This window comes from Variovorax sp. 10L421 (assembly GCF_056395365.1).
On the sequence record NZ_JBFTJJ010000035.1, the window covers coordinates 1 to 20,739 of the forward strand.

The window sequence follows — 20,739 nt, forward strand, 5'->3', positions numbered from 1 at the left end:
TTCGACACGCCGTTCACCACCAGCGTGCGGTCGCGCAGGCCCGGCTCGATGGCCAGCAGATGCGGCGCCGCGGCTTCGGTGAAGCGGATGTGCTCGTAGATGTCGTCGGTCAGCACCATGACCTGGGGGTGGCGCATCAGCACGTCGGCCAGCGCGCGCAACTGTTCGGCGGTGTAGGTCGTGCCCGTGGGATTGGTGGGCGAGTTGAAAACGAGCCAGCGCGTGTTCGACGTGATGGCCGCCTCGAGCGCCTCGGGCGTTAGCCTGAAATCGTCTTCTTCCTTGCAGGCCACGGTGACTGGTGTGCCGTCGCAGGCCAGCACCATGTCGGGGTACGACACCCAGTACGGCGCCGGCACGATCACCTCGTGCCCCTCTTCGACCGTTACCGACAGTGCGTTGAACAGCGCATGCTTGGCGCCGACCGTGACGATGATTTCGCGCGGGCTGTACGTCAGCCCGTTCTCGCGCTGGAGCTTGGCCGCGATGGCTTCGCGCAGGGTAAGCGTGCCGGCAACGGGCGTGTAGCGCGTCTCGCCGCGTTCGATGGCCTTGCAGCCCGCTTCCCGGATGTGGGCAGGTGTATCGAAATCGGGTTCACCAATGGCAAGGTTGATGATGTCCTTGCCAGCCCTACGGAGTTCGGCGAAGCGGTCTGCGGCCGCACTGCTGGGGGAAGGCTTGATGCGCCGGATGCGCCTGGAGATGCGGGACGGGCTCACTTGAATTCCTCTACGGTTGCAATCGATATCGACGGCGTAACGGTAGGACTTCGATGGCGCCCAAGCAAAGACGTCGTTGCTCTAGGGGTGCCGTATTTCCTTATGGGGCGGCGATATCCGGGGCCTTAGAGGTTCAGATCGATGCAGATGCTCCGTGGTGCAGCGGTGGGCTTTTGCTTGTCGCCGCGTGAGGCCATGCCGTGTAGCAAAGATTTCAGGCTCGGCAAGCCACACGGGCTCGTCGCGGGAGCAGCAGAGGCCACCCTGACGAATGAAAACAGAACCACGAGAAGAGAGTGCAGGGTACGCGGGACCAAGGTGAAATTTGGATCCCCGATGGCCTTGGACACAGAGCGGGCGTCGATGGATCGACCTTTCGGTGTGGCGCTGGCGCTATCGAGCGAAAGTGCCCGAACTAACGCCGCTCCAAGCAAGAATCGGGTAACACACAAGTCCCGCCCCCTTGCTCCTCCTCCCACTCTCCCTCTGCGGCAAGCTGCTTTCTCCACGTCGGCAGCACCAGACGATCCTTCACGGTTTCCCACACGGTCAGCAATGCAAGCAAGCTGGAAATCGCCGCCGCTATCAGCAGCATGGCGGGGCTTTCAAGTTGCCAGTGAACGCAATCAAGCTTGTGGCCACATACGGAGTCAGGCCCCTCCGAGGATCGCGCCGATATTGAAGCTGATGGCCATTCCGGTGTATCGGATGCGCGTCGGAAATTGCTCCGCGTAGGTTGGATAGCCGACGGATTGCATGATAGAAAGAGGCAACGCGATGATGAACATGGCCAGCGCCACCAGGCCGATGCTCTGCTGAGCCATCAAGACCTTCATGGGCTACACAAGCAGCATGTAGCCCAGGAAGCCAATGCCCAGGACCCGGCGACGCCCCCATCGGTCCGAGAGGCCGCACCAGAACGGCATGAGGATGGCCACGGTCACGCCGACCGCGGCCATCATGATCCAGTAGACAGTCGTCTTGTCGTACTTCAGATGGGTGGTGAGATAGATGCTCATGAACACCAGGCCCACCCAGTACGTCCCCTTCAGTTGCGCGGCGATGGCATTCAGGGAACAGTGATCTTTTCCTCAGTGCCACCAGGTCCAGATGCCCCACATAGGCCGTTTTCGATTGGGTCCCCTGCGCTCAGTGCCTGCACGCATTGACTAATAGCTGCTTTGCGAAGGGTCCTTGCCACGGAATGGGTACGCGCCTCAAAGTAAGCTCCGTGCTCGTCGCTTTTCTATGGGCCGGATGTAGACATACAGTGTGGCCACCGAGACGTGTCGAGTGGTGTTCATTATTTCGCTGACTGGCACGCCACTCGCCGCCGCCTCCGTCACAAATCCAGCTCGCAATGAATGCGCCGCACACTCGGCTGCTGCATCCGAGCCTCTCGCCGCTTTGACAGCCGCCTGCACTATCTGGGCCACCGCCTGCGGAGTCAGGCCCCGATCTCCCACCAAGTAGTCGTGGCGGCTGACCTGCCGAAACAGCGGTCCAGTGGTGATTTCCGCCATCTCCAACCATGCGTTCAATGCCAAGACAGGGCACCTGTCCTTGGACTTCGCCATCGGAACGAACACCATTTGCCCCTCGCCTCGCTGATCGGTCTTCGATTTCCGAATCAGCAGATCGCAACCAGTTTCGTGCCTCACAACATCGCTCACCGTCAGCGCCACCAGCTCAGACCGCCGCAGAGCCGCAGCCCATCCCAGCAGCAAGATTGCCTTGTCGCGCGCCGCCTTGAGCGGCTTTTGCTTGGCGACACTTACCAGGATTTCGACAAGATCATCTTTCACCAGCGCTCGCACACGTCGCGGCGCAACACCAAAGCTGCGTCGAATGCCCTCCATCGTTCGTTTGACCAAGGGCGCCTTGGTGGGACTTTTCAAGCCTCGCTCTTGATGCGCACGGTCAATCGCAATCAGGCGGTGCTCGATGGTGCTGACCTTCAAATTGCCGCCGCAAGAAGCGATGTACTCAGCCACCATTTCTGTCGTAGCTGGCACCTTCCCGCCCCATGCCTTGAAATGGCGCATGTCCTGCGCGTAGCTTCGCCGGCTGGATTCGGATGTCGAGGCGGCGGCGTAGCTTTGTACCAAGGCGGACGCCTTGGCTTTCGTACTGGATGCCATGTCAATATTCTTCAGGAAACAACATGCAGGTGCTGGCCCGGGTGCCGCCATCGCCTACCGCCTCCGTGATGACCCAGATCACCGCACCCGCCACGGTGCGGGAGCTAATCACCCGGGCTCCCGACAGGACGGCTTGGTCGTTGGCTTTCGCATCTTCCGCATCCACATTGCCCCAGTCGCCATGCTGGTGTCGCGACAGTAGTGCGGCAGGAAACACGGCATGCTTTTCCAGATGGGCGAGCACTGCCGGCGTAGATACGATCTGTCCGAGATCCAGAAGCGGCTTATTGGATCTGAGGGCTTGAACATCCTGGGGGTGCACAGGCACTTTTTCGTTCGACATGGGAACTCCTTGGGTTGAGGTTGATTTGCGGGAACTCAGAAACGACAAAGCACGCCGGCCGCACCTGATGGCGCGAGCGGCGTGCTCTGTGAGGGGATGCCGTAGATGGCTACGGCGACGACTCGACTGGTGTTGCTACATCAGTCGTTCTGCAAGTACTTCTGAAAGTGCGCGAGCCAGAGGTCGTAGCCGACACGTTCTTTGTCGCGATGGCCGCTCATGTGGCCACGGAACTTGCAGGAATCGCGCATCGCGGTGTAACCCTCCGGCGTCCCCGGAAACTCCTGGCCGGTGGCATCCAGCACGAACTTTTCGCCAGTGCGGGTGTTGGCGCACTTGCTGGTGTTTTCGGCGCCAGCTCTTCGCAGACGCCATGGCCCGTCGAAGTCGTGATATTCATCCGGGATGATCATGATTTCCGCACTGCCGCCACGCGCGTTCATCCACGTGACCTGCCGCTCGCACTCGGAAGCAAGGGCGATGTCGTCCTTCTCTCCGTGGATGATCAGGAACGGGCTCTTCTTGAACCTCTCTATCGTGTTCTTTTCGATGCAGGACGGGTAGATGGCGACAACGGCGTCGAAGTCGCGCAGCTTGCCCGTTTGTTGTTTGACGATCTGCCCGATGTAAGGTCGCACGACGTTGATCGCCGACGCCCCCGACATGCTTTCTCCCATATAGCCGATCTTGGCGTTCATCCATTCAGGCATCGCGCCGAACGTTGCTGCAGCGACCATCGCGTCGATTGACATGTTGAAGCCATCCAGCCCCTTGGTGCGGCCCGTGGAAAGATCGGCCGGCGTGCCACCGGACTGGCCGCGTGCCGCAAAGCTGTCGAGCACCACGGCATTAATGTTGTGCTCCATCAGGAAGCGCGCGTAGTCACCGTGCCGCTTGTCCAGCCCGCCGGCGTTGCCACTCAAGATCACCAGTGCCTTGCGGCTGCCGTCCTTGGCGCGACCCATGTAGGCCGGAATCTGGATCGAGGAGCACTTAAAGCTGGGCGTGGCCCAGAAGCCCCAGCAGTTGTAGCCGAGAACGTAAGATTGTTCGAGGCCGTTCGGCCGGAACGTGATGTCCTGTTGCGGGGCCTGCGCACGGGAGGCGCCAGAAACCGCGATCAGCAGAGACACAAGAAGCGGGATGGCGATCTTCTTCATGAGGTCCTCATTCGATGGGAGGGGATATGGAGTCCGACCGCAACGCAGTGGGTGCGCGGTCGGCGGGAGGCGGTGTTGGATTGCCCGCTACTGACTCTTGAGCGCGAGGCGAATCTGCTGTGCCAGTACCTGGAGGTTCTGTCGTGTGACCGCGAAGGTCTTGCCCTGAACCGTGCCTTCCAGTGGCACCAGCAGCGTGGTGCCTTCGGCCGTGTCCTGCCGACCCAGGACTACCTTGACGCCTGGGGTGCCCTTCATTTCAAAGCTGTCCTTGGACAGCAAGCTTTTCGCGCTGAACCGAAACGGCACTCTGTTGCGCGCAGCAACGCAAGCCATCCCGACAAGCGGTGCCGGCGTAGCCCACTCGATGAGGTACTGCGCCTTCAGCAGGTCTTTGGGAATTCCGGCTTGCTTGCCGTGCGCCGCGCACTCCCGAGCATCGACCTGCTGTCGAACCGTGGCGAGTTGCTTCGCTGCGGCGTTCACCGCAGGCTCGCTGCTCGACTGGAAGCGATTGGCCTTCTCCAGCGCCGACACGCTCTGGTGGGTCTGCTGTTGCGGTGGTGCAGCCACCAACGTGCGCACACTGGCGAGGAACCCGGCCTGCGCCTGACGCTCTCGGGCCAGCTCGTCGATGCTCTCTTTGAACAAGGTCGCGCTCGGGCCACCGACAAGTTGTTGGGCTTGAACGCAGGCGGCGTAGAACTTCGGCAACTCCAATTGACTTTGCGGTGACAGCGTTAGAAGGTCGCGGGGCAGTTGGTTCGGCTCGGCGCACGTGATGGTGAACGGCGGCTCATCTGACGCGCTGCCGGCGCGCCGCTGCACATAGGCCCAGGCCAACACACCATCCCGCTGGCCAACCTGCGCCGCGCCGCTCTGAGCCACTGCGGTCTGGGCACTGGCCTGCCGGACCTCCTGAGCCAACAGGTGGTCGCGCTGCTGCAGCGAGCCCTTGAGCAACGGGAACTGTCGCAGCGCATCGGCACGCTCAGCATCCTTGAGCGATTGCGGGCCGGGAGCGGCGGCTTGGCATGCCTCATAGCGGCGAAGCGCCTGGTCGAGGAACTCGGGCTTCCAGTCTCGCGCACGCACGCCGTAGATGATTCTGTCCAGCCCGCCCACGCCCGCGCCGTCTATCTCGGTCAGAAGCTCCAGGCGGATGGGGCAGTTGAACTGAGGTGTCTGCGCGAACACAGATGGCGCCAACGCTGCAAGACTCACGGCCAACGTAGCTCGTATCAACATAGCGGGCCTCATGCGAACACCAGCAGGATGTCGAGGGCGAGGAGCACGCACCACGTAATACCGTACAACTTGCTATGGCCGAAGACCCTTGCCCGGCTGAAGAGGTAGTACGGCAGCGTGATGGGGTCGGCTAGACCAAGCTGCTTGACCGCATAGCCTTGCTTCTGAAGCGACAAGCAGTCGATGCGCAGGAACAGCCACATGAGAGCCACACGCAGCAGGAAGATCTGAATCAACATGAGCCAGCCCCAGTTGTCTGGGTTGCCCCAGAGCAGCACTGCAAGGATCGCCACGATGATTGCGGTGAAGAGCGGGCCGAGTGCAGCAACCCAGGCTGTACCGTTCTTGACCTGCGACAGCTCCGGCGCGGCGGGCATCGAGCCACCCTCCTCCTGACCAGCCAGGATGAACGCCGCAGCCTTGAAGCCATGAGCATTTGCAGCCATCAGAGTGACGGTGGCACCGGTGCGCAGCGCGAACTCGATCTTGGCCGCAAAGCCGTGCTTACCCTCGCTCACGGATGCGATGTCAGCCTTCTCGATGGTTTGCCCGCTCGCGGCAATCACTAGGCGCTCGTTTGTGACGATGACTTCGGTCTCCTTCACGTTGAGCTTGCTCTTTAGCCAGGTGCCGTCGCCCTCGAACAGGACGGTTTCCTGCGGGCGTAGTTGGAACTTCATTGATGTCTTCTCCGTTTGTAGATTTATGAATCTATATTGGATGCGCAGTTTGCCAGATATAGATTCATCGTCTATGGATTTATCGCCTATGCCTGAACAGACTTCCATCCATGCGGAAGTCGATAGCCAAACTGCCAACCAAGGAAGAGGTCCAGGTTGGCTTTGGTGATGCCGTGCGCGCTCTTCGGGATGAGCAAAAGTTGACGCAAGAGCAGCTTGCCGAATCAAGCGAGATGCATGTCACTTACATCAGCCAGATCGAACGTGGACTTAAAAACGTCTCGCTGTTCAACATCTACCGCATTGCTCATGCACTGAGCGTGCCGCCGGGAGAACTACTGAACGCGCCCGGCAAGCATCCGTCACGGCGCTAGCCGCCTCTACTACGCCTTCCTTTTCGCCGTCGCCTTGGAAATTTCTAGGTAGTAGATAGGCGACTTCGGCGTGATGAGCCTCTGAATCTCGGTCGTCACAAAAAACTTGGGCTCGACAAAGTACGCAGGATCGATGACGTAGTGGAAGGACTTGACCTTCTCTGTGGCCCTAACGTGGTGCCACAGGACCCAACGGCCAAACTGTTTCGCTGGGTTGTACAGCGCCGTGATGAGCGCCACGTCCGGCAGCGCATCGATGGTTGCGCATTCCTTCTCTTCTGCCTTGAAGCCGTACTGCCGCAGGATGGCGGCCAGAGTCGGCGCATACGGCCAGTCCGGCCCATGCGGCGCCAGGCCGTGCTTGATGGCATCGTTCATGATCGTTTCCAACGGCTTGTTCGTGATCATCGCGATGCAGCTCAAGCCGTCATCGATTCGAATGCTCGGCTGCATCTCGACCCGAGTGAACGGCGAAACGAAACCCTCGGGCAAGCCTCCCTCCGTGGTAGCGCTCTTGGGGGAGGTTGCGGACTTCACAGCTTTCGTTGCGACTGGGTTCTTGGTCTTGGTTGTCATGGGAAAGAAGCTCCTAGTTGATTGAAGAAGCGAGCGCCCATGCAGCGGCCCGACCTGCCAATCATTGGCCGCGGAAGGGAATGCAAAGAGGAAGGGAGAAGGTCTGCGAGATTGAAGCTCTGGGCCTCAGTTCGCGTCTGCTGCACTGCTGTGCGCTCGGTCAAAACCTGGCTTCGGCGAGCGAAAACAGCGCTTTGACAACCAAATCATAGCCGCCTGCGGCCGCTAGGGGGTGACCAAATAACTTTGCCAGGCAGCGACTTTTTCCTGGGTCAGGCCCAGCCTGTCGCTCTTCTCCGAAGCAACCCGTGAGCAACCCAGACACCCAACGGGTCGCGCCAATTGATACTCACATAGCAGAGTTGATTTGTCCCCGCCAAGACCGGCAGGGCGTTGAAGGTGAAGCGGCTTGGAACCTGCTCGTTAGGGTGGTTCGAGTATCTAAGAATCGATTCCGCGCAAACGTAGCTACCGTACTCTTCGACATATGGTGCGTCACCAGACGCGTAGAACTTTCCGCGCTTTGGCTCGTCCAGGCCGCTGAGCTGAAACTCAAGCACCTCATGGCGAAAGATCAGCTTGTCGACCTGGGCATCAAAGGACGCAACGCCTGGGCTTACGCAGCCCACAGTCAACTCACCAAAATAACTGCTGCTCCAGTCTGCTGGAATCACGCAAAAGTTCAGGCCTGTGGCGTCCTGCTGTGAAATGGAATCACTCAATTGATGCCCCCAATAACGCACCTTCGGTGGATGGATCTGCGGTGCGGCATTCTAGGGTGTTGGAGACAGTCGTATCGACGGCCAACAGCCTTTGATAGTAGCTTTGCTAGCTGAAGCGTGATAAGCTAAAAAGCTTTTATTTATCAATCACTTGCAAGCATTTTTGGCGGAGAGTGTGAGATTCGAACTCACGGACGCTTTCACGTCGGCAGTTTTCAAGACTGCTGGTTTAAACCACTCACCCAACTCTCCGGAACCGTCGATTTTATGCCGACGGCGTTGCCCTACGCTTCATCGGGCAGGAACATCGCCTGCAGATCGCTCAGAAAATCCAGCCCGCGCTCGGTCGGCCACACGCGGAACAGGTCGCGCGCCACAAGCCCCTTGCGCTCGGCTTCTTCCAATCCACGCTGGATCGACGTCATCGCCAGCCCCGTGCGTTCGCTGAACTGCGGCAGCGTGAAGCCCTGCTTCAGCCGCAGCGCATTGAGCATGAATTCGAACGGCAGATCGGCCAGCGCCACCTCGTCGCTCTGCGACACGGCGGCGCCCGCGCGTGCGTTCTCCATGTACAGGCGTGGTTCGCGAAAGCGCACCTGGCGCACGATGCGGTGCGCAAAGCTCAGCTTGCTGTGCGCGCCGGCGCCAATGCCGAGGTAGTCGCCGAATTGCCAGTAGTTGAGGTTGTGCGCGCACTGGTGCCCTTCGCGCGCATAGGCCGACACCTCGTAGCGCGACATGCCGGCCGCAGTGGTGCGCTCGGTGATGCGGTCGAGCATGGCGTAGGCGATGTCGTCCTCGGGCAGCGTGGGCGGGAACTTGGCGAACCAGGTGTTGGGTTCGATGGTCAGGTGGTACACCGACAGGTGCGGCGGCGCGAGCGCCAGCGCCTGCGACAGATCAGCTTCCAGGCCCTCGAGCGTCTGGCCCGGCAGCGCGTACATCAGGTCGAGGTTGAAGGTGTCGAAGGTGCTCGCAGCCTCTTCGAGCGCGGCAATGGCCTGGGCGCGATCGTGCACACGGCCCAGCGCCTTCAGGTGCTCGTCGTTGAAGCTCTGCACGCCCACCGACAGGCGCGTGACGCCGGCCGCGCGGTAGGCCCGGAAGCGATTGCGCTCGAAGGTGCCGGGGTTGGCTTCGAGCGTGATCTCGCAATCGGGCGTGAGCTTCAGGCGCGCACGCACATCGCCGAGCAGGCGGTCGATGGCTTGCGGCGAAAACAGGCTCGGCGTGCCGCCGCCGATGAAGATGGTGTGGACGGTGCGGCCCCAGATGAGCGGCAGTGCGGCATCGAGGTCGGCCACCAACGAATCGATGTACGCCTGCTCGGGAATGCCGTCGATCTCCGCTTCGCTCGCGGCGCGCCATTCGTGCGAGTTGAAGTCGCAGTACGGGCACTTGCGCAGGCACCACGGCAGGTGGATGTAGAGCGACAGCGGCGGCAGCGCGCTGAGCTGCAGCGGACCGGGCCGCATCCAATGCAGCACGTCGTTGGCCTGCGGCGCTCCCGTGGACTGCGCCGGCTGGATCGGGAAGATGGTGGCCATTACAGCCAGCGCTCGCGCATCAGCGCCAACATGGCCTGCGCCGCGCGGCCGCGGTGGCTGTGGGCGTTCTTGACCTCGGGCGGCAGTTGGGCAAAGGTCTTGCCGAAGGCCGGCAGGTACATGACGGGGTCGAAGCCGAAGCCGTTGTCGCCAACGGGCGCGGGCGCGATCTCGCCGACGACGCGGCCGATGGCGATGAGCGGCTCGGGGTCGTCGTGGCTGCGCAACGCGACCAGCGTGCTCACGAGCGCGGCGCGGCGGTTGGCCACGCCGTCGAGTTGCTCGAGCAGCGCCTTCACATTGTTGGCGTCGCCCTTGGGGTAGCCGAATTGCGTGGCGTAGTAGGCGGTGTCGACGCCCGGCAGGCCGCCGAAGGCATCGACGCAAAGGCCCGCGTCATCGGCGATGGCGGGCAGGCCAGTGGCGGCGCTGGCGTGGCGGGCCTTGGCCAGCGCGTTCTCCACGAAGGTGCGGAAAGGTTCTTCAGCCTCACCCACGCCCAGCGCCGACTGCGGCACCAGGGTAACGGCCAGCCCTGCAAACAGTTGCTGGAGTTCGGCGAGCTTGCCTGCGTTGTTGGAAGCCAGAACCAGTTTCATGAGTCAGTTCGAGAGCAGTGCCTGCTTCTGCAAGGTCACGAGTTCGCCGATGCCCTTCTCGGCAAGGCCGAGCAGGATGTTCATTTCTTCGCGCGTGAAGGCCACGCCTTCGGCCGTGCCCTGCACTTCGACGAAGTGGCCGGCGCCGGTCATGACGACGTTCATGTCGGTGTCGCAGGCCGAGTCTTCGGTGTATTCGAGGTCGAGCAACGGCGTGCCGCCGACGATGCCCACCGAGATGGCGGCCACGTGCCCCTTGATGGGCGATGCCTCGATGGCGCCGCTGGCCACCAGCTTGCTGACCGCGTCCTGCGCCGCCACGAAGGCGCCGGTGATGGCGGCGGTGCGGGTGCCGCCGTCGGCCTGCAGCACGTCGCAGTCGAGGTGGATGGTGCGCTCGCCGAGCACGGCAAGGTCGAACACGGCGCGCATCGAGCGGCCGATGAGGCGCTGGATTTCCTGCGTGCGGCCGGTCTGCTTGCCCTTGGCCGCCTCGCGGCTGCTGCGGGTGTGCGTGGCGCGCGGCAGCATGCCGTATTCGGCGGTGACCCAGCCTTCGCCGCTGCCCTTCTTGTGCGGCGGCACCTTCTCTTCGACGGAGGCCGTGCACAGCACGCGGGTCTGGCCGAACTCGATCAGCACCGAGCCTTCGGCATGGATGGTGAAGCCACGGGTGATGTGCACCGGTCGCAATTGATCGGCGGCGCGGCCGCCGCTTCGCGTGAAAGCAGTCATTTGTTCGGGAATTGGAAAGAAAAAAGAAAAGCCGCGCGCGCTCAGGTCTTGCGTGCGGCGGAACGGCGAATGGCCTCGTTGATCTCGGCGATGGAGCGCTCGATGGCGTCTTCGTCGAGGTCGTCGATCTCGTTGTCCGACGCCGGCATGCCGGCCTGGATGGTCGAGGCAAACACGCCGTCTTCGATGGTCTCGGTGGACACGCCGCTGCGGTCGTCCGCGCTGTCGGGCATTTCCCATTCGAGCGCAATGAGCGTGACGTTGTCGCTATGGGCACCGCCCTTGCGCAGGGCCATCTCGGCGAGGTCGGGAGCCGCATCGGACACGGGCTTGCCCGAGGAGAGCGTGTGCACGATCAATTCGTCGTCGAGCACGCCCCAGACACCGTCGGAGCACAGCATGATGCGGTCGCCGCGCTGCAGCTGCAGCGGCGCCGCAATGTCGAACAGCGGCGTGGTCGGCGAGCCGAGGCAAGTCAGCAGCAGGTTGCGGTTGACGGGCATGTCCGAGCCGTGCGGCTTGGGGCGTTCGGCGTGCGAGTGGTCGCGCGTGCGCACCAGCAGGCGGCCGTCGCGCACGACGTACAGGCGCGAATCGCCGCAGTGCATCCATGTCGCGGTGGTGCCCTGGAGCACGGCCGCGACAACGGTGGTGCGCGGCGTGTCGAGCATGGCCTTGTGGCTCGCGTAGCGCATGATCTGCTGGTGCGCGGCCATGGCCGATTCGGCCAGGAAGGCCTTCACGTCCTTCACGGTCGGGCGGGCCTCGCGCTGGTAGAGCGCAGCGATGGTCTGCAGCGCCAGCTGCGCCGCGACCTCGCCTTCCGGATGGCCGCCCATGCCGTCGGCCAGCACGAACAGCCCCGATTCCCGCGTGTAGCAATAGCCCATGCGGTCTTCGTTCTTGAGACGCCCGCCCTTGCGGCTGACCTGGAAGACGGAGAATTTCATGATGTCATGCGGGGCGCGTGGTGGGCGCAGCAGCCTTGGGCAGGCTCTTCTTGTCGAAAGAGCGGATGTTGTCGATCGACAGGCGCACTTTCTCGCCCACCGTGAGCTTGGTGTAGCGGCGCTCGCCTTCGCGGCTCAACTCCTTCTGCAGCGCGAAGACCGATTGCGGGCGCGACAGCGGGTCGAGCGACATGCACCATTCGACCACCTCGATCAGGTTGTCGGAGTACACGCCGCGCAGGCGCGACAGCGACAGGCTGAGCCGGTCTTTCTCGATTCGCCGCGGCGCATCGTTGGGCGGATAGCCCTGCATGCAGGCGTAGATGCAGGCGCCGATGGCGTAGATGTCGGTCCAGGGGCCCATCGACGAGTCGCGCCGGTACATCTCGGGGGCCGCGAAGCCGGGGGTGTACATGGGGCGGATGAAGATGCCTTCCTTGCTGAGCACTTCGCGCGCGGCGCCGAAGTCGATCAGCACGGCGCGGTCGTCGTCGGTGACGAAGATGTTGGCCGGCTTGATGTCCAGGTGCAGCATCTTGTACTGGTGGACGATGCGCAGGCCGCGCAGGATCTCGTCGAACAGCGAGCGGATGGTCGACTCGCGGAACACCTTCTGCTTTTTCAGGTCTCGCGCGGTGACCACGAAATCCTGCAGGGTCGCGCCCTCCAGGTAGTTCATGACCATGTAGACGGTCTCGTTCTCGCGGAAGAAGTTGAGCACGCTGACCACCGAGGCGTGCGAGATCTGCGCGAGCGAGCGGCCCTCCTCGAAGAAGCTCTTGAGCCCCAGCCGGTAGAGCGACAATTTCTCGGGCGGCACTTGCGGCGCGAGCTCACCGGGGCCTCGGGTGGCGAGCGACGACGGCAGGTATTCCTTGATGGCCACCTGCTGTCCGCTGGGGTCGATGGCGAGATAGACGACACCGAAACCACCTGCGGAAAGCCGGCGTACAACGCGGTAACCACCAATGACCGTATCGGGCAACAGGGGCGTAGGCTTGACCTTTGACATAATCCGGGAGTTTCGCCCGAAGGCGATGGTGCGGCAAGCGAACGCCGTGCCGACGCCTCGGTGCATGCAAGCAAAACCACAGTGAGGCGCAATGCCAGTTTACAGCATGACCGGCTACGCCAGCGGCCAGAACGGGTCCGCAGGCAGCCACTCCGAAGCCGATGCACGGCCTTCCGCCGGGGGCCGGCTCGGGGTCGAAATCCGCTCGGTCAACAGCCGCTTCCTCGATCTCACCTTCAAGTTGCCCGAGGAGCTGCGCCAGCATGAGACCGCGCTGCGCGAGCTGCTCACGGGCAAGCTCAAGCGCGGCAAGGTCGAGGTGCGCGCCGCCATCGAGAACACAGCCCAGGCCGGCGTGGTCGAGCCCTCCGTCAAGCTGCTCCAACGGCTCAACGGGGTGCAGGACAGCATCAAGGCCTGGCTGCCCGCCGCGCGCGACCTGAGCGTGGCCGACGTGCTGCGCCTGGCCGGCGGTGACAGCGCCGCCCGCGGCGACTGGGGGCCCGACCTGATCGAGGTCGCCGGCAAGGCCCTCGAAGGCCTGATGTCGGCCCGCCAGCGCGAAGGCGCCCGGCTGGCGAAGATGCTCGAAGCCCACCTGGCCCAACTGCGCACCCTGGTGCAGCAGGCCGGTCCGCTGGTGCCGCAGCTGGTCGAACAGCAGCGCACCCGCTTCCTGGAGCGCTGGCAGGAGGCCATGGGCCTGACCGCCGGCACGGGCGGCACGCTGCCCGAGGCGGCCCAGGACCGCGCGCTGACCGAGGCCACCGCCTTTGCGATCCGCATCGACGTGGCCGAGGAGCTCACGCGGCTGAATTCACACCTCGACGAGATCGAGCGGCTGCTCAAGAAGGGCGGCGAGATCGGCAAGCGCCTCGACTTCCTGATCCAGGAGCTGCACCGCGAGGCCAATACCCTGGGCTCGAAGTCGGCGGCGCTGGAACTCACGCGCATCGGCGTGGACATGAAGGTCCTGATCGAGCAGATGCGCGAGCAGGTGCAGAACATCGAATGACGACGAGCGACAGAATGGACTACCCCGGCAACATCTTCGTGGTGGCGGCGCCCAGCGGCGCCGGCAAATCGAGCCTGGTCAAGGCGCTCATGGAACTCGACTCGGCCGTGCAGCCTTCGGTGTCGCACACGACCCGGTCGCCGCGCGGACAGGAAAAGCATGGCCGCGAGTACTTTTTTGCGTCACCGACGGAGTTCGACGCAATGATCGCGGCCGACGGCTTCGTGGAGTGGGCACATGTGCACGGCCACCGCTATGGCACCTCCAAGAAGGCCATTGAGGAACGGATCGCCCAGGGCGCGGACGTCATCCTCGAAATCGACTTCCAGGGCGCCCTGCAGATCCGCAAGACCTTTGCCAACGCGGTAATGATCTTCATCCTGCCCCCCAGCTGGGAGGAACTGCGCTCCCGGCTCGAACGGCGCGGCGAAGACAGCGCCTCGGTCATCGAATTGCGCCTGAAGAACGCCGCCGAAGAGATGGCCCGGGCGGGGGAATTCGACTTCGTTATAATCAACGAGTTATTTGAGCGCGCACTTTTCGATCTCAAGGCGATCGTCCACGCTCAGCGGCTCCGGTATTCCGCACAGCGCCGTGCCCGTGCCGACACATTCGCCGCACTGAACATCCCCTGATATCCGAGTTCACCGCTCCCAGACCGAAAGATTCTCATCATGGCCCGCATCACCGTCGAAGATTGCCTCGTCAATATTCCGAACCGTTTCCAGCTCGTCCTGGCCGCCACCTACCGTGCGCGCATGCTGAGCCAGGGCCATGCCCCCAAGATCGAGAGCAAGAACAAGCCCGCCGTGACCGCCCTGCGCGAAATCGCCGAAGGCAAGATCGGCCTCGAAATGCTCAAGAAGGTGCCGGGCTGATCTGACGCAGCCCTGCAACGAAAAGGCACCGCGAAGCGGTGCTTTTTTTATGTCCGGACGCGTCCACAGAGCGGTCACGCTAAAGTGGTAGCCATGAGCGCGGTAGCCAAACATCAGTCCCATGCCCCCAAAGGCACGCCGAAGCCGAGCCCGGCGGCGCTGAACGCGGCCGCCGCGAGCTTCGCGGCATTGACCGCGCGCCTCGACTACCTGAGCCCCGAAGACACCGAACTGGTCCGGCGCGCCTACCGCTTCGCCGACGAAGCCCACCTGGGCCAGCTGCGCAACAGCGGCGAGCCCTACATCACGCACCCGATCGCCGTGGCGGCGCAATGCGCCGAGTGGAAGCTCGATGCGCAGGCGCTGATGGCCGCCCTGCTCCACGACGCCATCGAAGACTGCGGTGTCACCAAGCCCGAACTCATCGAGCGCTTCGGCGCCCCGGTTGCCGAACTGGTCGACGGACTGACCAAGCTCGACAAGCTGCAGTTCAACACCCGCGAGGAAAACCAGGCCGAGTCGTTCCGCAAGATGCTGCTGGCGATGGCGCGCGACGTGCGCGTCATCCTCGTCAAGCTGGCAGACCGTACGCACAACATGCGCACACTGGCCGATGCGCCGCGTGAAAAATGGGGCCGCATCTCGCGCGAGACGCTCGAGATCTACGCGCCCATCGCGCACCGGCTCGGGCTGAACCAGACCTATCGCGAGCTGCAGGAGCTGTCGTTCCGGCATTTGAAACCGTGGCGTTACGCCACGCTGTCGAAGGCCGTCGCCAAGGCGCGCGGCCGTCGGCGCGACCTGATCCAAAAGGTGCAAAAAGAGGTCGAGGCCGCGTTCTCGGCCGCCGGCATGACACTGCGGATCGCAGGACGCGAGAAAACGCTCTATTCGATCTACCGCAAGATGGAAGAAAAACACCTGAGCTTCGCCCAGGTGACCGACATCTACGGCTTCCGCCTGATCGTGCCGAACGTGATCGCCTGCTATACCGGCCTGGGCATCCTGCACCAGATGTACAAGCCGCTGCCGGGCAAGTTCAAGGACCACATTGCGATCGCCAAGCTCAACGGCTACCAGTCGCTGCACACCACGCTGGTAGGCCCGGCCGGCGTCAGCGTGGAATTCCAGCTGCGCACCGAGGCGATGCACGTGGTGGCCGAATCGGGCGTGGCCGCGCACTGGCTGTACAAGGCCGCCGAGCCGAACGCGGCCAGCAATGACCGGCTGGGCACCAAGTGGCTGCAGTCGCTGCTCGACATCCAGGACGAGACGCGCGATGCGGCCGAGTTCTGGGACCACGTCAAGGTCGACCTGTTCCCCGACGCGGTGTACGTGTTCACGCCGAAGAGCCAGATCATGGCGCTGCCCCGCGGCGCCACGGTGGTCGACTTTGCCTATGCCATCCACAGCAACATCGGCGATCACACCTCGGCCGCGCGCATCAACGGCGACCAGGTGCCGCTGCGCACCGAGCTGAAGAACGGCGACGTGGTCGAGGTGATCACGGCGCCCGTGTCGACGCCCAATCCGGCCTGGCTCGGGTTCGTGCGGACCGGCCGGGCGCGCTCCAAGATCCGCCACTACCTGAAGACGCTGGCGCACGCCGAGTCCGAAGGCCTGGGCGAAAAGCTGCTCGCGCAGGCCTTGCGCGCCGAAGGCCTGAGCAAGCTGCCCGAGGAAGACGAAGAGCATCAGGCGCTGTGGGAAAAGCTGCTGCGCTTCACCGGCAACCGCACCCGCTCCGAGCTGCTGACCGACATCGGCCTGGGCAAGCGCATCGCCAGCATCGTCGCGAAGCGGCTGGTGGCGATGCTTTCCGAACTGGGCGAACGGCCCGATGCGCTGCTGTTGAGCCGCGAGCGCTTCATCTCGCACGAAACCGTGTCGCAGGGTGCGGTCACGCTGGATGGCAGCGAGAACTCGTCGGTGCGGTTTGCGCTGTGCTGCCGGCCCATTCCTGGCGACCAGATCGTCGGCTATCTCGGCCATGGAGAAGGGCTGGTGGTGCACACGGAAGACTGCGGCGTCGGCCAGCGGCTGCGCCACAAGGACAGCGAACGCTTCTTCGCGGTCGAGTGGGCGGACGAACCCACGCGTGCCTTCGAGACCGGGGTGGTCATCACCGTGCGCAACGACAAGGGCGTGCTGGCGCGCGTCGCCGCCACGCTGGCCGATGCGGAAGCCGACATCACACACGTGGAAATGGCCGACGAGACCCCGCAGGACTCGACCGACCTGCGCTTCGTGATCGCCGTGCGCGACCGCACGCACCTGGATGCGGTGCTGCGCGCGGCCCGGCGTACCGCGTCGGTGCTGACCGCCTCCAGGACGGTTCCAGCCTCCTGACTGAGGACTGCTACGCCGCCGCTGGGCGCGGCGCCGGATAGCTCACCGACAGAATCTCGACTTCGTGCGCCCCGCCGGGCGTCACAAGCTTCACCACATCGCCCTCGCGCGACTTGAGCAGTGCCCGCGCAATCGGCGAGATCCAGCTGACCTGCGATTTCGCGCTTTCCGCTTCGTCGATGCCGAGAATGGTGACGCTGCGCTCGTCACCCGTCTCATCGACATAGCGAACTGTCGCGCCGAAGAAAACCTGGTCATGGCCGTGGTGCACCGAGGGATCGGTGACCTCCGCGATTTCGAGGCGCTTGGTGAGAAAGCGGATGCGGCGGTCGATCTCGCGCAGGCGCTTCTTGCCGTAGAGGTAGTCGCCGTTCTCGGAGCGATCACCGTTCTTGGCCGCCCAATGCACGGTTTCGACGATCTTGGGCCGCTCCTCGTCCATCAGCTGCAGCAGTTCGTCGCGCAGGCGCGCATAGCCTTCGGGCGTGATGTAGTTCTTGCTGCCTGCAGGCAGCGGAGGTGACGCGCCATCGGCACTGTCGTCATCTCCGTCGGAGTCGGTTTCCTTGGTGAATGCCTTGCTCATCGCAAAATCCTCCAAATGAAAAAAGCCCGCAACTTTCGTTGCGGGCTTTTCTTGTAGTGGTGCGGCTGGCAGGAATTGAACCCACGACCCCTTGGTTCGTAGCCAAGTACTCTATCCAACTGAGCTACAGCCGCACAGCTTGCAATTATAGCCCGCTTTTATCGACCTTTCGGACTTCACCGGTCGATCCATCGCGAAGGCACAAAAGAAAAATGCCCGGAAGAAGAATCTTTCGGGCATTTTCAGTGATGGTGCGGCTGGCAGGAATTGAACCCACGACCCCTTGGTTCGTAGCCAAGTACTCTATCCAACTGAGCTACAGCCGCTAAGCCTTCCATTATAGCGTGTTTCGAGGAATTTCCCGAAACAGGCGCGAACAGGTGGCAGCGGGCCCTGATGGGCTCGAGGCAGTCGCTCCGTGGATCGTGCGTCGGAGCCTCCTTGAGCCCCGCAGTTCAGCACCGCCCTTCTGAACGCATGAAAGCCTGTAACGAGCCGTTCCAGGCGCGACCTATTTCACGATTGCCAAACCTGGTCTGGGCCAACAGTCAAAGAAGCGGTTCCGCCTGTCGGCCTTTGTCTCCGTGCGCGAGTTGTCTTCTCCAGATCGCGCTTGCGCTTGGCAAAGCATCAGCCAAGGCAGTCGATCCAACGGAAACAACTGAAAGGGACCATTATGAAACTCGGGCTGATCTCACTCGCACTCGCAGCTGGACTCGCCGCAGGCTGTGCAACCGAACAAGGGACTCACACGGCCGTTGGCACCGGTACAGGCGCCGTCGTCGGCGCCGGTGTCGGCAATCTCATCGGGCACGACAAGAAGAGCACGGCGATCGGCGCAGCGGTTGGCGCGGCGGTCGGCGCCGGCGTGGGCTACAACTGGACCAACATCCGCAACAAGCTCAGTGGCCAGACGGCCGGCACCGGCACGCAGATCACCGATCAGCCGGACGGCTCGCTGATGGTCAACATTCCCAGCAATGTCACGTTCGACACCGACAGCGCGACCATCAAGCCTTCGTTCCGAAGCGTGCTCGACGGTGTGGCCCAGACCATTTCGCAGGAGCCCAGGATCAACGCGCGCGTAGTCGGCCATACCGACAGCACCGGCAATCCGGACCACAACATGGCTCTGTCGCAGCGCCGCGCGCAAAGCGTGGCGACCTACCTGGCCGATCGCGGTGTGGCGAACACCCGCCTGACCGCCGAAGGACGAGGCCAGACACAGCCGGTGGCAAGCAATGCCTCCGAAGAAGGCCGCACGCAGAATCGCCGTGTCGAAATCTATTTGAAGCCTGCTGCGCAGTAGGCGATGCAAGGGCGCGCGGGACGGCAGCTACTGCTTGATCCATCCCGAGGCGGAGGATCGGCGCCCGGAGCTCCGTCTGCGCCGCCATGCGCTGCGTGAGTTCGGCCGGCGTCGAGGCCTTGGGATCGAAGACCAGGCCGGCCATGCGCGCGAACCTTTGCCGCAGCCAGTGCCTTGTTCGATGACGGGTTGAGCCGGTCGACCGCAGGCTTCTGCGTTCCGACCGGTGCGAACACGCGTGAGCGGAACTAGCGGCCCGCCCCCAGTTTTTCAAAAGCCGAATCGAGCCGTCCCAATGCGATCGAGACATCCGCCCTGCGCGCGTTGATCCAAGCCTCCTGCTCGGCAACGCGCTTCGTCGACTCCCTCAACATCCGGTCCATCTCTTTCAGCTGCGGACCTCCAGCGGTCTGGCGGTTCTTGACGATAGCGGCAGGGTCGAGCGACGATCGAAACTCCGCCTCGGACATCGGCAGCGCAGTTGCAAACTCGCCTTTCACCGTTTCGGCATAGATGCGTTGTGCTTCCACATAGGGGAAGTCGAGTGGCTTGATGTTCTTGGCTTTGGCGTACTCCACCACTTCTGAAGCGAAGTGGTGCCCGACACGGAAAGGCAGTTTGTACCTGCGCATCAGAACGTCGGCGAGTTCCTGGGAGGCGGTCCAATCGCTGTTGAGCTCCTCCAGTGCCCGCTCCGGATCGACAACCAGCGCCCCGAGGATCTTGTCCCAGTTGCCAAGCACGCCGATGGCGCTGCGGATCATCGCGCTGGTAGGCCTGGCGTCCTTCGCATCGCTCATGCCTGTCGGAATATTGTGTGCCAGAAGCGCTGCCCCGATGCCAAGCGTCAAGGTAGTCGATGCGTCGCGGCGAGTGCTGTTGAGCAGGCCCGGATTGCGCTTTTGTGGCATGGCGCTGGACACATAGGTGTTTTCGCCTCCCTCGCGCAGCAAGATCCAGGGACGAGCCTGGGAATATTGCGCCATGACGTCCTCGACAAACATGCCGGCATGCAGGGCGATGGCGCTGACGATGGCAGCTGCTTCGACGGGCTCGTCTACGGATGAGACCTGAGATGCGTCATAGGCGTTGTCTACCGTGGCTGCAAAACCCAGGTAATCCGCCATGCGTTTGCGGTTCAGCGGCCAACTGGTGCCGTTGAGCACCGTGGTGCCCATGGACGAGCGGTCGATCCGAACATAGGCCTCGCGGATCCGTTGTGCGTCGCGGTCCAGGCCGGCCGCAATTCCCAGTAGATAGTGGCCATAGCTATTGGGCTGGGCGGCCACGCCGTTGGTGTAGTTGGGAACGATGGTGTCCTTGTGTTTGTCCGCCAACTTCACCAGGGTGCCGGTCGTCTTGTTCAGCTGCTCGGCCAAAGCCAGCATGTCGTCGCGCAAGATGGCCGAGCGCAGCGTCGCCAGCATGTCCTGGCTCGAGCGGCCGGCATGCAGCAGAGTGATCTGAGGGCCTACGGCGTCAATCAGCAATGGCTCGAAAGTGATGACGTTCGTTGGGCGCTTGCCCCCCGGCTTGCCCCCATCGACCAACACCTTGGTGATGCCGGAGTAGACCAGCGGCCCCATGGACCGATCCAGCAAACCTTCGTCGATGTTGATGACTGCGGAGGCTTTGTTGATCTCCCCGAGCCAGAAGAACTCGTCACGCGCTGGCTTGGTCTGAGCAAGAACTTGCAGTGCGGTGAAAGAAAGCGCCAGGGCTGCCGCGAGGGTACAGATCGAAAATTTCAAGCTTGCCTCCGGTAGTTGAGGTTGTCGCGACGGCATACGTGA

At 62.9% G+C, this 20,739-nt stretch carries 24 protein-coding genes and 3 tRNA genes; 6 read left to right on the plus strand and 21 right to left on the minus strand.

Annotated elements, in window-relative coordinates; all coding sequences use genetic code 11:
- The 9 genes from AC1DFC_RS27635 to AC1DFC_RS27675 form a co-directional block, all read right to left on the minus strand.
- Window positions 1-722: aminotransferase class I/II-fold pyridoxal phosphate-dependent enzyme (locus tag AC1DFC_RS27635; protein WP_478180397.1), on the minus strand; the 722-nt coding region annotated here is incomplete at its 3' end.
- 415 nt (window positions 723-1,137) lie between these two features.
- Entirely contained in the window at window positions 1,138-1,317 is a 180-nt protein-coding gene (locus AC1DFC_RS27640; protein ID WP_478180398.1) for a hypothetical protein, read from the minus strand.
- A gap of 55 nt (window positions 1,318-1,372) precedes the next feature.
- Entirely contained in the window at window positions 1,373-1,546 is a 174-nt protein-coding gene (locus AC1DFC_RS27645) for a hypothetical protein (protein ID WP_478180399.1), read from the minus strand.
- A 15-nt stretch (window positions 1,547-1,561) separates the two neighbouring features.
- Window positions 1,562-1,741 (minus strand): MFS transporter, encoded by a 180-nt coding sequence (locus AC1DFC_RS27650; RefSeq protein WP_478180400.1) that lies wholly within the window; start codon window positions 1,739-1,741, stop codon window positions 1,562-1,564.
- Window positions 1,742-1,939: 198 nt separating this feature from the next.
- The gene (locus tag AC1DFC_RS27655; protein ID WP_478180401.1) at window positions 1,940-2,863 is read right to left on the minus strand and encodes a site-specific integrase; all 924 of its coding nucleotides are present in this window, start codon (window positions 2,861-2,863) and stop codon (window positions 1,940-1,942) included.
- 1 nt (window position 2,864) lies between these two features.
- Complete coding sequence (locus AC1DFC_RS27660) at window positions 2,865-3,206, minus strand: hypothetical protein (RefSeq protein ID WP_478180402.1); 342 nt, start codon at window positions 3,204-3,206, stop codon at window positions 2,865-2,867.
- Between the two features lie 140 nt (window positions 3,207-3,346).
- Window positions 3,347-4,366: a dienelactone hydrolase family protein gene (locus AC1DFC_RS27665; RefSeq protein ID WP_478180403.1), complete on the minus strand. Its 1,020-nt coding sequence runs from the start codon at window positions 4,364-4,366 to the stop codon at window positions 3,347-3,349.
- A gap of 87 nt (window positions 4,367-4,453) precedes the next feature.
- On the minus strand, window positions 4,454-5,590 hold the full coding sequence (locus AC1DFC_RS27670) for a hypothetical protein (protein ID WP_478180404.1): 1,137 nt from the start codon (window positions 5,588-5,590) through the stop codon (window positions 4,454-4,456).
- A gap of 32 nt (window positions 5,591-5,622) precedes the next feature.
- Window positions 5,623-6,294: a hypothetical protein gene (locus AC1DFC_RS27675; protein WP_478180405.1), complete on the minus strand. Its 672-nt coding sequence runs from the start codon at window positions 6,292-6,294 to the stop codon at window positions 5,623-5,625.
- Between the two features lie 110 nt (window positions 6,295-6,404).
- Here AC1DFC_RS27675 and AC1DFC_RS27680 point away from each other — a divergent pair, with 110 nt between their 5' ends.
- Window positions 6,405-6,668 (plus strand): helix-turn-helix domain-containing protein, encoded by a 264-nt coding sequence (locus tag AC1DFC_RS27680; RefSeq protein WP_478180406.1) that lies wholly within the window; start codon window positions 6,405-6,407, stop codon window positions 6,666-6,668.
- Between the two features lie 9 nt (window positions 6,669-6,677).
- Here the strand turns inward: AC1DFC_RS27680 and AC1DFC_RS27685 are convergent, their stop codons facing one another.
- From AC1DFC_RS27685 to AC1DFC_RS27720, 8 genes are all read right to left on the minus strand, one after another.
- Window positions 6,678-7,244, minus strand: coding sequence for a hypothetical protein (locus AC1DFC_RS27685; RefSeq protein WP_478180407.1), 567 nt, complete (start codon window positions 7,242-7,244; stop codon window positions 6,678-6,680).
- Between the two features lie 272 nt (window positions 7,245-7,516).
- On the minus strand, window positions 7,517-7,966 hold the full coding sequence (locus AC1DFC_RS27690; RefSeq protein WP_478180408.1) for a hypothetical protein: 450 nt from the start codon (window positions 7,964-7,966) through the stop codon (window positions 7,517-7,519).
- Between the two features lie 164 nt (window positions 7,967-8,130).
- Window positions 8,131-8,218, minus strand: a tRNA-Ser gene (locus AC1DFC_RS27695).
- 32 nt (window positions 8,219-8,250) lie between these two features.
- Window positions 8,251-9,513 (minus strand): radical SAM family heme chaperone HemW, encoded by a 1,263-nt coding sequence (hemW, locus tag AC1DFC_RS27700; protein ID WP_478180409.1) that lies wholly within the window; start codon window positions 9,511-9,513, stop codon window positions 8,251-8,253.
- A complete protein-coding gene (locus AC1DFC_RS27705) occupies window positions 9,513-10,112 on the minus strand; it encodes a non-canonical purine NTP pyrophosphatase (RefSeq protein ID WP_007835863.1) in 600 nt (199 codons plus the stop codon). Before AC1DFC_RS27705 ends, hemW begins: the two co-directional genes overlap by 1 nt.
- A 3-nt stretch (window positions 10,113-10,115) precedes the next feature.
- Entirely contained in the window at window positions 10,116-10,847 is a 732-nt protein-coding gene (gene rph / locus AC1DFC_RS27710; RefSeq protein WP_478180410.1) for a ribonuclease PH, read from the minus strand.
- 41 nt (window positions 10,848-10,888) lie between these two features.
- Window positions 10,889-11,797, minus strand: a complete 909-nt coding sequence (locus tag AC1DFC_RS27715; protein WP_056595071.1) for a PP2C family protein-serine/threonine phosphatase — start codon at window positions 11,795-11,797, stop codon at window positions 10,889-10,891.
- Window positions 11,798-11,801: 4 nt separating this feature from the next.
- Window positions 11,802-12,809 (minus strand): serine/threonine protein kinase, encoded by a 1,008-nt coding sequence (locus AC1DFC_RS27720; RefSeq protein ID WP_042673779.1) that lies wholly within the window; start codon window positions 12,807-12,809, stop codon window positions 11,802-11,804.
- A 91-nt stretch (window positions 12,810-12,900) separates the two neighbouring features.
- On the opposite strand from AC1DFC_RS27720, the gene AC1DFC_RS27725 reads away from it, so the two are divergent.
- From AC1DFC_RS27725 to AC1DFC_RS27740, 4 genes are all read left to right on the plus strand, one after another.
- Window positions 12,901-13,824 (plus strand): YicC/YloC family endoribonuclease, encoded by a 924-nt coding sequence (locus tag AC1DFC_RS27725; protein WP_007835871.1) that lies wholly within the window; start codon window positions 12,901-12,903, stop codon window positions 13,822-13,824.
- Between the two features lie 14 nt (window positions 13,825-13,838).
- Window positions 13,839-14,459, plus strand: coding sequence for a guanylate kinase (gene gmk, locus AC1DFC_RS27730; RefSeq protein WP_007835873.1), 621 nt, complete (start codon window positions 13,839-13,841; stop codon window positions 14,457-14,459).
- Between the two features lie 39 nt (window positions 14,460-14,498).
- The gene (gene rpoZ, locus AC1DFC_RS27735; RefSeq protein WP_007835875.1) at window positions 14,499-14,702 is read left to right on the plus strand and encodes a DNA-directed RNA polymerase subunit omega; all 204 of its coding nucleotides are present in this window, start codon (window positions 14,499-14,501) and stop codon (window positions 14,700-14,702) included.
- Between the two features lie 93 nt (window positions 14,703-14,795).
- On the plus strand, window positions 14,796-17,051 hold the full coding sequence (locus tag AC1DFC_RS27740) for a RelA/SpoT family protein (protein WP_007835877.1): 2,256 nt from the start codon (window positions 14,796-14,798) through the stop codon (window positions 17,049-17,051).
- 10 nt (window positions 17,052-17,061) lie between these two features.
- On the opposite strand, the gene greB is transcribed toward AC1DFC_RS27740, so the two are convergent.
- The 3 genes from greB to AC1DFC_RS27755 form a co-directional block, all read right to left on the minus strand.
- On the minus strand, window positions 17,062-17,637 hold the full coding sequence (greB, locus tag AC1DFC_RS27745) for a transcription elongation factor GreB (RefSeq protein ID WP_413335780.1): 576 nt from the start codon (window positions 17,635-17,637) through the stop codon (window positions 17,062-17,064).
- A 57-nt stretch (window positions 17,638-17,694) separates the two neighbouring features.
- Window positions 17,695-17,771, minus strand: a tRNA-Arg gene (locus AC1DFC_RS27750).
- A 115-nt stretch (window positions 17,772-17,886) separates the two neighbouring features.
- Window positions 17,887-17,963 (minus strand) — tRNA-Arg (locus AC1DFC_RS27755).
- Window positions 17,964-18,313: 350 nt separating this feature from the next.
- On the opposite strand from AC1DFC_RS27755, the gene AC1DFC_RS27760 reads away from it, so the two are divergent.
- Window positions 18,314-18,946: a YiaD family glycine zipper/OmpA-like lipoprotein gene (locus AC1DFC_RS27760; protein ID WP_007835881.1), complete on the plus strand. Its 633-nt coding sequence runs from the start codon at window positions 18,314-18,316 to the stop codon at window positions 18,944-18,946.
- A gap of 248 nt (window positions 18,947-19,194) precedes the next feature.
- Here AC1DFC_RS27760 and AC1DFC_RS27765 read toward each other — a convergent pair whose 3' ends face one another.
- The gene (locus AC1DFC_RS27765) at window positions 19,195-20,697 is read right to left on the minus strand and encodes a lyase family protein (RefSeq protein ID WP_478180411.1); all 1,503 of its coding nucleotides are present in this window, start codon (window positions 20,695-20,697) and stop codon (window positions 19,195-19,197) included.
- Window positions 20,698-20,739 lie beyond the last annotated feature (42 nt).